Genomic DNA, 12159 nt, shown 5'->3' with positions numbered 1-12159 from the left:
TCGACGGGGATGTGTCCGGTCGCCTTACCGCATGGTGATGGTGATCGGATTGCCGTCGTAGACGATTGAATATTTGCCGTTCTCCGCGAAGTCGATCGGCTGCCGCGTCGCCTTGTCGTAGAAGCGAACCGAGATTGCGCGCTTCCCCGGCATGCCGGAGAATTCGCCTTCGCGCTTGCCGATGGTCAAGCTGTGCGCGGCGTCGTTCCACTGGATCGCGACACGCGAGAAAGCGCCCTTGCGGTAGCCTTCGCTGGTGCCATCGTCTTCGTAGAGCGAATAGCTCCCGTCCGCACCTGTAAAGACGTGCAGCACGATGGGGCCATCCGGCTCTTCGCCCGTGTGTTGGATCGCCGGCCCGGTCGGCACGATGGATCCGGCACGAACGAACAAAGGCATGCGCTCATAGGGCGCAGCGGCGTCGATCTCTTGCCCGCCGGTATGGAAGGCACCGCTATTGAAGTCGTACCAGCCCGAACCGGCGGGCAAGTAGACCTTGCGGCTACGCGCCTTGAAATCGGTGACCGGAGCGACGAGGAATGCCGGGCCGAACATATATTGATCGTCGATGTTCCAGACCTTGCGGTCAGACCCGAAATCCTGGACCAGACCGCGCATGATCGATCCATCCTTGAACCAGGTATCGGCTGCGGTGGTGTAGATGTAGGGCAGCAGCCGGTAGCGCAGCTTGTCGTACCAGATCATCGATTCCTGCATCGCCGGATCCTTGTCCGAGATCAGGTAGATTTCCCGGAACGGCGTTTCCCCGTGGCTGCGGAACAGTGGCGAGAAGGCGCCGAACTGGAACCAACGCAGGTTGAGTTCGCGCCATTCCGCCAGATGCGCGGGGTCCTGGTTGGTATAGCGGTCTTCAACCGCAAAGCCGCCAATATCATGCGTCCAGTTGGGCAGGCCGGACATCGAGACGTTAACGCCAGCCGAAATCTGCTCGCGCAGATTGTCCCATCGGGCGGCCACATCGCCCGACCAGATCGCCGCGCTGGCGCGTTGCAGGCCACCAAAACCCGAACGGGTCAGGATGAAGGGGCGAACGTCCGGCCGTGCCTCGCGCAGCCCCTCGGCAACGCCGTCGACATGGACAAGCGGATAGCTGTTGAACAGCGGTTCCGCAGCGCCGATCGCCGTCGGCCCCATGGTCTTGATGCGCTGCTCGATCGACAGGTTGGAGTGGATATCCGGTTCGGTCGCGTCGAGCCACCAGGCGTCGAAGCCCTTCGATACAAGCTCGCGTTTGATCTGGTCGAAGTACATCTTGCGCGCGCCGGGCGAATAGGCATCGTAGTCGGTGTTGAGATATCCCGGCCCGACCCAGTCGAGATTCTTCATTTCAAGATTGCCATGATAGAGCCAGCCGTTCCTGTCCAGCTCCTTGGCATTTTCGGTGTTGGGATAGAATTTGGGCCAGACTGAAATCATGACCCGCGCATCGAGCGCGTGAATTTCATCGACCATGCCCTTGGGATCGGGGAATCGCTTGGGATCGAACCTGTGACTGCCCCATTGGTCCTGCGGCCAGTAGAACCAGTCCTGCACGATATTGTCGATCGGGATCTCGCGTTTGCGATATTCACGCAGCACGCCAAGCAGTTCGTCCTGGGTTTCGTAACGCTGCCGGCTTTGCCAGAAGCCATAGGCCCATTGGGGCAGCAGCGTCGCCTTGCCGGTCAGCTTCCGGTAGCCTGCAATGGACTTGTCGATCGTGCCGCCACCAACGAAATAATAGTTCACCGCCTTTCCAGTATCCGATGTCATCCACAGCGAATGCCGGTCCTTCTGGGGCAGGGGATTGTTGTGCAGGAACGCCATATATCCGGCGTTGGGGGTCCATTCGATGCGGATCTTGATCGGCTTTCCGGCAGTCATCGGCAGTTTGAAATTATGATACCAGGGGTTCCAGTTCTGACGCCAGTGATCCATGATCAGCTTGCCGTCGGCATAGACCTTGAAATAGCTTGATCCATATATCTGGAATCGGTGCTCGCCGGTCGTGTCCGCCGTCACGTCGCCCGTCCAGACCACCTGCTGTTCCTGGGTCACGACGCCTGCGGTGTTCTGCCCGCTGTCGGCTGACGCCTTGGTCGTGGCCTTTGCCGCCGTCGGCCATTTCGCCTGGTCCTCGATATATTGATAGTCGATGACATCTTCCTGACGCAGCGCGGCGCGCGACTTGCCCAGGAAATATTCGGCCTTCCAGCCCGGCTTGCCGTCGCTCGTGACCTTCAGATCCTTGCCGACGAATTCATAGGGGCGTGGATTGCCGAAGCGGGTGATGCCGTCATTGTCCCACAGCAGGCCGTATCCCCGCGTCGAAACGACATAAGGCACGGCTATCGCCATATTGTGCTGGGCGAGTTCCACGTCCTCGCCATTATAGTTCATCTGGCCGTTCTGGTGCTGGCCCAGGCCATAAAAGCCCTCGTCGGTGCCGGGATTGAACTGCTGGGACACGGTGAACCAGCGCTTGCCTTCCACGTCACGCGGGCGAAACGCACTACGCCCCGATTCCGTCAGGACAGCTTTGCCCGCGCGATCCAGAAAGCTGACCTGTCCACTGGCCAGATTGATCACCGCGCTCGCGCCGGGCAGCTTCAGCGTGACGCTGCCTTTGGACTGGGTGACCACCGGCTTTCCCGCTGGTTTGGCATTGACCATGAGGCTTTCGGGGACCTCGTTGAAATCGCCGGTGGGTACCGCAGTGACGCGGAAGCTGTCATCGCCATAGGCGATCACGCGGACCCGCTTGGCGGCACCGGCGTCAGGAGTGACCACAACGCCGTTGTCGATGGGTTGATAGCTGCCGGCGATGGCCGAGGTGCTCGCGGTGGCGAGCAGCGCAAACAGCGCGATACGGGAAAGGGACATGGCTGTATTGCTCCGGCTGATCAGTTGGGATTGCCGACGGGTATCGGCGGCGTGCCTTTGACGGCAGCGAACGTGATGCGCAGCACCTGCTCGCGATCGGTGAAGTTGAGGCCGTAATCGATCGAATCGCCGTTCCAGACGCGACGGAAAATCCATTTGCCGTTGTCGTAACGACCTTCTTCGACGCGCAGCATCATCATCGATTCAAACGGCGCCGGTTTGGAAAGGCCGAAATAGACGCGCGCCTTGAAGCCGGTGACGAGGAACTCGTTTTCGGCGATCTGGGCAACTGCGAGACCGCCGACCGGCTCGGCATTGCCGGTGGGCTTGTCCGTGCCGAACTGCCACTGACCGAAGGTAACGGTCATGTTGTACTTGCCCATGTCGACCTTCTGGCTGTGCTCGGCTTTCGGGTCGGTCGGTTCAGCCACGCCCCAGGTCTTGCCCTGCGCTGCCCAGGCGGCCCATTCCCGCTGCATCGGCGCGAACAGCCGATAGTTACGGGCGAATAATTCCATCGTCGCGTCGTCGAGATCCTTGGCGCCGAGCGGATAATTATAATAGCCTGTGTAGTCCATGCCGAACGGGGCGAAGCCAATCGAACCGCGGCCGACGACCGGGAAGAAAAACCTCGCAAAATCCCGGTCGTTCCCGGTTTCCGGGACGATCAGCGCGTTGTCAGGCCGGTCGTAATAGTCGAGATACGCCATGTAGGCCGCGTGGTCGCGAGTGTAGATATCCGGCGCCACGATATCGATCGCCGGAGCGGCGGCCTTGTACACGTCGATGACAAAGTGCACCGGGCCTCCGCTCGAATAGGTGGTCGCAGGCTGGCGGCCGAAGGCGCCGGCCAGCGCCGCGTTCACGTACATCGGCAGGGGCTTCACGGCCTTGCCGGCAGCGGCGATCTCGTCGATGTAGCTGGCGATCGACCAGGCGTGGAAGAATTCGTCGGCGTCGCCGCCGAAAACCTGACGCCATGTGCCGGGCTGCTTCTTCATCTGCTTGAGTAGTGGGGCGGGCACCTGCCCCTCGAAAAGCTTTTGCGCGACCGGGGAAAAATCGCGGACCGATCCATAGGAACCGACCTCATTTTCCGGCTGAACCATAATCACGGTGTTCTGCGGGTCGTTCTTCTTGAGATATTCCATCAGCTTCACGAAGGCCCGCTTGTCGGCCTCCAGCGTCGATCGATAGTGCGGCGAGAGGGCGTAATGGACCTCGCCTTTGGCATTGATCATGTGCGGGAAGCGCTTCTGGTCGAGCTTGACCCAGGCCGGCGCGTAAGCCGGCGCGGTGTTCTTCCAGGTTCCGAACCACAGCAGGACGAGCCGAACATTGTTTGCCCTGGCCTGGGGCAGGAGGGCGTCGAGAAAGGAGAAGTCGAATTTCCCCTCCACAGGTTCGATCTGTTCCCATCCGACCGGGACTTCGACCGTATTGGCGTGCATCTTTCGGATCGCAGGCCAGACCTCGGGAAGCATGTCGGGGTAGTTGGCCGAATTGTTGACCTGTGCTCCCAGCATCAGGAATGGCTTGCCGTCCACAATGAGCGCATGATTGCCGCCCCTGCTTTCCAGGCGCGGGATCGGATGCTCTGTCTGGGCCGCGACCGGCGCCGCGAGCAGCGCAAGCAGCAGCGCAAGGCATTTCTTCACGCTTTGCATGACATTTTCCCTTTCCAGGCGTCGTCAGTTTTGCGGCGGGCAGAAGCCGCCGGGCGCCTGTGTCGTCAATTCCACATTGGCGATCGATACGGTCAGCGGGCCGGTCGCGGACAGGCTCCATGCGGGGTGGACATGCGCCATGTCGCCGCCGCCGCGCTGGGCGAAGCATTTGAGCGGGATGCGCACCGTTTTCCATCCCCCGGCCGTGCGGAACAAGTCGGTTGCATTGATCGTGCCCCAACCCATTGTAAGCGTGACCGGGCCGCTTGCGGGGCGATCGACCCGGTAGACCATCTGCAACATCATTTCGGCATTGGTTTCAAAGCCAAGGTCGATATCCTCGCCGTCGATCGTCGCCTTCCCATTGGCCGCCGATCGCCAGCCCAATTGCATCGCGCCCTCCTGGCGCATCGCCGAATCCACCGCTGTGCGGGTGATCGCGGGATCGATCTGCAGCGTAAATGGCTTTTGGACGTGCCCATCGATATAATAGCGGCTCTTGTTGATCGGGGTGCCATCGATTCCGGGAACCTCGTCGAGCGATCCCACCTTGCCCGGCTTCGCGTAACTCAGCCCATATCCGAAGGGGAACAGCGGGTCGTAGCCCGGTTGGCCCCGGTTGAGGAGAAACTGCGCTGCTGTCCTGGGCCAGCTGAAGGAAAGCCGGCCGGTAAAGTCCTGGCGTGGCCGACCCTCGGCATCGCCGAGCAGCACATCGGCTATCCCGCCCCCCTCGCTTCCGGGCAGCCAGGCGGCAACAAAGGCGTCGGACTGGTTCAGTTCCGGATTGACCCACATCGGACGGCCGGACAGGAATACGGAGACAACCGGGATACCGGCAGCCTTCAACTTCTTGAGCAGCGCGAGGGCTTTCTTGTCGCCAGGCTCGAATTCCAGGGAGCGGATATCGCCGCTGCCCTCGGCATAGGGCTTCTCGCCGAACACGACGATCGCCAGGTCGGGCCTGGTGGCATAGCTTCCGTCCGCGCTGAAGGTCGCGCTGCCGCCGCTCGCTTTCATGGCTTCCGCGATCCCGGAAAAGATCGACTGGGCATTGGGGAAATCGGCATTGGTGTTGCCGTCCCCCTGCCAGGAAAGCGTCCAGCCCCCGGATTGTTGGCCAATGTCGTTCCCGGCGCTTCCCGCGACCAGGATATTCGCGGCTGCTTTCACCGGCAGCACGCCATCATTCTTCAGGAGAACGAGCGATTTGCGGACCGCTTCCCGCGCCAGTGCCCGGTGTTCCGGCGACCCGATCATATCGCTGCGTTGTTCGAACGGTCGGGCCGGGTTGAAGAGTCCGGCCTTGAACTTGACGCGCAGGATCCGCCTGACGGCATCGTCGATCCGGGCCATCGGGATCACCCCTGCGCGCACCTGCTTCACGGTATTATCGAACAGCCCCTTCCAGCTGTCGGGTGCCATTGCCATGTCGAGCCCGGCATTGAAGGAGGCCGGGCAGTCTGTCGCGGTACAGCCGGGAATCTGGGCATGTCCGTTCCAATCTCCGACAATGAAACCGTCAAAGCCCATCCGTTTCTTGAGAACATCGGTCAGCAGGGACTTGTTGCCGTGCATCTTGACGCCTTGCCAGCTGTTGAAGCTCGCCATGATGGTGTGCGTTCCGGCGTTGATCGCCGGAGGATAGCCCGCCGCATGAATGGCGATCAGCTGGCCTTCAGGGATATCGGTGTCGCCCTGGTCGATACCGTTGGTGGTACCGCCGTCGCCCAGAAAATGCTTGGCGCTGGCGGAGACATTTCCGGTCTGGATGGAGCCCGTTCCCGGCTTGCCTTGCAGTCCCTCGATCATGCGACCCGCATAGGCGGCGACGAGAGAAGGATCCTCCGAATAGCTTTCGTAGGTCCGACCCCAGCGATCATTCTGCGCGACCGCCAGCGTTGGAGCAAAGGCCCAGTCGATCCCGGCCGCCGTGATCTCATTTGCAGTGGCGTCCCCGATGCGACGGATCAGGTCAGGGTCGTTCGCGGCGCCCAGCGCTATATTGTGGGGAAACAGCGTTGCCCCGACCACATTGTTGTTGCCATGCACCGCGTCGATCCCGAACATGATCGGGATGGGCACGTGACCCGGACGCTTCTGCATTGCGATCTGGTTGAAGGCGTGCACAGTCGCGATCCACGGCCCGGCAGGAGAACGGTCAGGCGCGCCGATCGGTGGTGAACTGCCGCCAGCAAGGATCGAACCGAGCGGGTATTTGACAAGATCCTCCGGCTGGATCGCCGACGTATCGGCCTGGATCATCTGTCCGACTTTTTCTTCCAGCGACAGCTTGGCCAGCAGTGCGGTAATCTTCGCTTCCGTCCGGTCGTCGATCAGGCCCGCGCTGCGGGCCTGCGGCCATTTGGCAGGATCGGCCACGCCCCGTGTTTCGGCTTGGGCAGGCAGAGCGTTAGTCGCCGCCAACAAAAATGGCAGCGTCAGGCCTGACATTGCGGCCCGCTTGTGGCTAACTCTCATTTCAGACAATTCCTCCCAAACAACCATTTCTATTTGTCATACAAAATAGATGCCCGCCTATCAAGATCGGGTCGCAAGCAGGATGAAGATTTTGCTCGCGCGTTGCGCAATGCGGCAATTTGACCCTTGATCCGGAGGCACCATCAACGAAATAGCCCGACGTTGCTGCTAGGACGGGCGCACCTGCCCAAGCTTTGGGGCGGGATCAGTCGATTGGACGGATCCGAATTGCCGCACCACCACCGTCGGTCATTGTGATGGTCAGGGAATCGCCGCTGGCGACGGTGATGGATTTCGAAGTCACTTCGTTGGGCGTCGCGCCGTCCTGCCAGATTTGCGCCTCGAACCGGCCCGTGCCGAGCAGGGTGAGCGGGACGATCACGTTTCGTGCACCGCCGGCGTTCATCGCGCCGATGAACCAATCACGCCCCTTGCGTCGCGCGAGAACGATGTGGCTGTCGGGCGTGCCGTCGATGAAGCGGGTCTCGTCCCAGGCCGTCGGGACGATCCTGATGAAGTCGAACCCGCTCGCATTGGCGTATGCTTCCGGCGCGTCGGACACCATCTGGAGCGGGCTGTCGTAGACCACATACATGGCGAGCGCCTGACCCCGGCTGTTCTGGCTTACCGGCATTGATCCGTCGCTGGGTCCGGCGGCTTTCCCGCCGTTGCGGAAGCCGCCGGGGGTGTAGTCCATGGGACCCGCGAGCATGCGCGTATAGGCCAGCTTGACATTGTGCGCCGGCGTGACGGCGCCCCAGCCAATCTTGTCATACTCCGCACCCATCACCCCTTCCTGGGTGATATAGTTGGGATAGGTCCGCTGCATCCCTGCAGGCAGGAAAGCGGCATGCATGTCGAGCAGGAGTCTGCGCTTGGCGGTCTCGCGCGCCGCGCGCGTGTAGAATTCGACCATCTGCTGATCCTGCCGGTCCATGAAGTCGACCTTGATCCCCTTTATGCCCCAATTCCTGTAGTGGTCGAGCACCTCTTCCATCCGCGGTTCGAGATGTTCCCAGTGAACCCACAGCAGCAGGTCGACGCCCTTGCCCTCGGCATATTTGACGAGCGCTGGTATATCGATCCCGGGTTCGGCGCGCAGGATGTCGGTGTCCTTGTTGGCGGCGCAGCAGCCGCCGGAATTCAGGGCCCAGCCGGCGTCGATCAGGAAATAAGGCAGCCCGGAATCCGCAGCGAAGTCGATGAACTTGCGATAGCGTTCCATGGTGGGCTTTTCGCTTTGCGTTGGGCCTGACCACCAGTCCCAGGCGGCCTTGCCGGGCTTCACCCACGAAAAATCTCCGCTCGGCTGGTGCGCCAGGTTGCCGACGAGCTCAGAGGATATGAGGTCGCCGGCCCGGTCGCCCAGCATCATCACCCGCCAGGCCGTTTCAACGCCATTGCTTGACTGAACGGCAACCGAAGGACGGTCCTTGCGCGGGGTCAACTCCACTTGCAGCCTATCTCCGGAACGGCGCAGGGTTGAACCGGTATATCCTTCTATCCCCGACTGCAGAATGGCGAAATGATTGCGGCCCGAAGGCGTGGCGCAGGTTGCCAGATGGTCATAGAGCTTGTTGGGGTCGAGTGCGGAGACCGGGATGTCTTGCCATTCCCGCTCATGCGAGCCGCTGGTTTCGGTGAAAAGACAATGCGTACCGGCGGGCAGGCGATAGCCGGTTCGCTCGCCGGCGATGGCGACCGGTCTGCCGGTGGGGATGACATAGCGAAACGCAACGCCGTCATTATAGGCGCGCGCCTCTATTTCGAGGACGCGTCCGCCTGCGCCGGTTTCCTGGAAGCGGATGGTCGCACCATTGTAGTGATCGGTCGCCTGGCTGGCCTTGGTCGCAATCAATGGCAAGGTGCGATTGACCGAGCGACGTTGAACCTTCATCGATTCAAGGGCTCGGTATGGTGGCGCGTCGGCCAGGACAATGCCGAGCGGGGCCTCGTTGGCGATGGTTTCGCCGTTGCGCGTGATCGAATAGGTCGTGCCGTCCGTAGCGATACGCATTTCAACGGATCTGTCGGGCGAGGTGATGGCGATCGCCGATGTGGCTGCGAGGGCGAGAGCGAGCACTGTCTGATCTCCATTTACGATTCATTCCTATCGGGATGGATTTGCTGCGCGCCGCACCAGCGGCTCCATCGCAATCCATCTGTCCGTGGATATGTCAGACATAAAATTCAGGCAATCGTGAATTTTTCTTACGGCCTTTAAGGCAGTCGGGCTATTCTGGCCGCATGACCCGTTCGACCGCGCAATCATGGGGCCAGTGGATCGCATATTTAACTGTTATAGCACATATAAAAATTCATTTTTACCAGCCGAATCATAATTGTCTGATTGAAGGGGAATTCTGTCGATCCCTTGCATAGAATAGCGAATGTTCTAAGAGTTATTCCATTATTGGGTGAAAGCGCGTAACCGGCTGGTCAGCAGGGCTTCTGTGGACGTTGTGTTCTGTGCGGTGGAAAGGTAATTAATGAAAAAAATCGCCGCCCGGAAGGATGCCGTCAATGACGGCAAGAGATTACGCATACATGGTACGATCGCGCGCGACATCGGCATCGCTATTGTATCGGGCCGCTATAAGCCGGGAGAATTGTTGCTGGGCGAAGTCGACGCCAGCGAGCGATTGAAGATTTCGCGGACGGCCTATCGCGAATCACTGCGGATCCTGTCGGCCAAGGGCCTGGTCGAATCCCGCCCGAAGACCGGAACCAAGGTCTGTGCGCACGACAAATGGCACTTGCTGGACCCCGATGTGCTGCAATGGATGTTCGAGTTCGAACCGAGCGATTTCCTGCTTGAGAGCCTTTTCGAACTGCGCCGCTTTGTCGAACCTGAGGCTGCAGCCTTGGCCGCCATACGGCGGAACGGCGAACAGGTCGCTCGGATGGAGACGGCGATCAACAACATGGCCAAGCACACTCTTGGAACGGAGGCGGGTCGTGAGGCGGACAAGGATTTCCATTCTGCCTTGCTCGAGGCCACCGGAAATCCGTTCATCATGACGCTTACTGGCGGAGTCAGCGCGGCCGTTGCCTGGACGACCGTTTTCAAGCATCGCGTGGCGCCGCTGCGCCGCGATGCCATTCCCGATCACCGCCGGGTTTTCGAATGCGTCAAGGCCGGTGATCCGGACGCTGCACGCAAGGCCATGGCTGATCTGGTTCATCTGGCCCTGCTTGATACCAAGCCGGTGGCGACCCAAACCCGATAAATCAGCACGCGGCCGGAACTGGTGTTGGAAATTTGCTGTCAGCCGGCAGCAAAGCCATGCCCTTTTGCGACGTCATCGCAGTCAGATTGACTTGTCTGACTTAATCCTTCAAATGATGGGCGAGTGACGCTGTCAACCTGTGGGGGAAAGCCGGATTTCGTTCCAGCCAGCTCGGCTGCATAATCTGGTTGATGGCTGCTGCGGAGCGTCGCGGCGATGGCCTCTGCTCCCCCGAAGGCCACAGCCTGCCTCCATGCAAGAAAATGGAAGATGGGAGAATGGGAATGAAGTGGTTGCATCGCGTGACGATGGGGGCCGCTGCCTTGATGGTTGCCTCGGGCGTTGGCGCACAGGTGGCGGTTAACGTGTCGGTGGATACGACCAAAGCCGGACCGAAGATCGAGCGCGCGGTTTACGGTCAGTTTGCAGAGCATCTGGGCCGGGGGATCTATGAAGGCATCTGGGTCGGCCCTGACTCGAGCATTCCCAATATCAACGGTTACCGCAAGGATGTGGTTGACGCCCTGCGCAGGATCAAGGTGCCCGTGATCCGTTGGCCCGGCGGTTGCTTTGCGGATGATTATGACTGGCGCGACGGCATCGGGCCGACCGCGCAGCGGCCTGAGCGGATGAACAAGTTCTGGGGCGGTGTGCCGGAGAGCAATGCGTTCGGCACGCACGAGTTCATGAACTTTTCCGAATTGATCGGCGCGGATGCCTATGTTGCCGCGAACATGGGTTCTGCCACGCCGCGCGACACCGCGCAGTGGATGGAATATATGACCGCCGGCGGAACCTCCACTCTTGCCAGGGAGCGCCGCGCCAATGGCCGGGACAAGCCCTGGACAGTGAAGTATATCGGCGTCGGCAATGAAAGCTGGGGCTGCGGAGGGGAAATGCGTGCCGAATTTGCCGCAGACCTGAGTCGCCAGTTCGGTTCCTATGCGCGCCTTCACGCACCCGGAACCTTCCGCGTGGCGAGTGGCGGTAGCGCTGATGATTTCAACTGGACCGACGTCATGATGGAACGGGCCGGCAAGATCTTCGATGGGATCGGCCTCCATTATTATACGATCCCGGGAGACTGGGCGAAGAAGGGTCAGGCGACCGGCTTCACCGAACGGGAATGGGCCGTGACCTTGCGCAACGCGATGGCTCTGGATGGCATGATTGCGAAGCACGAAGCCATCATGGACAAGCATGATCCGAAGAAGCGCGTTGCCCTGGTGGTTGACGAGTGGGGCACCTGGTACGATCAGGAGTCGGGATCGACGCCGGGCTTCCTCTACCAGCAGAACACGATTCGCGATGCTGAGGTGGCGGCGCTGACGCTCAACATCTTCCATCGTCATACCGAACGTGTGAAGATGGCCAATATCGCCCAGATGGTGAACGTGTTGCAGGCGATGATCCTGACGGACAAGGGCCGGATGACCCTGACGCCGACCTATCATCTGTTCGACCTTTATCTTCCATTCCAGGGAGCGATCCCGTTCCCTGCGACGGTAAGCGGCCCCCATTATGTGCTGGGTAATGTCGATCTGCCGATGGTCGACGCTTCCGCGGCGAAGGATGCAAACGGCAAGATGTGGCTGGCGCTGGTCAATCTCGATCCGAACAAGTCGGCACGGGTCACCACCAATCTCACCGGCAAGGGGCAGGGCCGGGTGTTGAAGGGCGCGGCAATGGATTCGCACAACAGCTTCGACAAGCCTGAAACCGTAAAGCCGGTCGCCTATTCCGGGCGCATGGTGAACGGCAAACTTGTCTTCGATCTGCCTGCAAAGGCTGTTGCGGTGGTCGCGATCGACTGAACTCGCCCATGCACTGCGGTCGGCGTTCGTCCAGCGGGGACGAGCGCCGACCGCCGGGCCAGAGCATTTCCACTATGAGTGGAA

General features: G+C 60.6%; 6 protein-coding genes. 2 read left to right on the top strand and 4 right to left on the bottom strand.

Annotated features, from left to right (window positions below; translation table 11 throughout):
• Window positions 1–24: 24 nt before the first annotated feature.
• From ACN9MX_RS05530 to ACN9MX_RS05515, 4 genes are all read right to left on the bottom strand, one after another.
• Entirely contained in the window at window positions 25–2883 is a 2859-nt protein-coding gene (locus tag ACN9MX_RS05530; protein WP_426387322.1) for a TIM-barrel domain-containing protein, read from the bottom strand.
• Between the two features lie 20 nt (window positions 2884–2903).
• The gene (locus tag ACN9MX_RS05525) at window positions 2904–4550 is read right to left on the bottom strand and encodes a DUF5597 domain-containing protein (RefSeq protein ID WP_426387321.1); all 1647 of its coding nucleotides are present in this window, start codon (window positions 4548–4550) and stop codon (window positions 2904–2906) included.
• Window positions 4551–4574: 24 nt separating this feature from the next.
• Window positions 4575–7031 carry a glycoside hydrolase family 3 N-terminal domain-containing protein gene (locus tag ACN9MX_RS05520; RefSeq protein ID WP_426387320.1) on the bottom strand — a complete coding sequence of 819 codons (2457 nt, stop codon included), beginning with the start codon at window positions 7029–7031 and terminating at the stop codon, window positions 4575–4577.
• 205 nt (window positions 7032–7236) lie between these two features.
• Complete coding sequence (locus tag ACN9MX_RS05515; RefSeq protein WP_426387319.1) at window positions 7237–9114, bottom strand: glycoside hydrolase family 97 protein; 1878 nt, start codon at window positions 9112–9114, stop codon at window positions 7237–7239.
• A 406-nt stretch (window positions 9115–9520) separates the two neighbouring features.
• Between ACN9MX_RS05515 and ACN9MX_RS05510 the strand changes: the two genes are divergently transcribed.
• Both ACN9MX_RS05510 and ACN9MX_RS05505 read left to right on the top strand, forming a co-directional pair.
• Window positions 9521–10261, top strand: coding sequence for a FadR/GntR family transcriptional regulator (locus ACN9MX_RS05510; protein ID WP_426387318.1), 741 nt, complete (start codon window positions 9521–9523; stop codon window positions 10259–10261).
• A 284-nt stretch (window positions 10262–10545) separates the two neighbouring features.
• Window positions 10546–12075 carry an alpha-N-arabinofuranosidase gene (locus tag ACN9MX_RS05505; RefSeq protein ID WP_426387317.1) on the top strand — a complete coding sequence of 510 codons (1530 nt, stop codon included), beginning with the start codon at window positions 10546–10548 and terminating at the stop codon, window positions 12073–12075.
• The last annotated feature ends 84 nt before the right edge of the window (window positions 12076–12159 follow it).

The sequence above is a fragment of the Sphingobium sp. R-21 genome (assembly GCF_049913335.1).
Taxonomy (GTDB): domain Bacteria; phylum Pseudomonadota; class Alphaproteobacteria; order Sphingomonadales; family Sphingomonadaceae; genus Sphingobium.
This window is presented reverse-complemented; position numbering and strand designations above follow the sequence as displayed.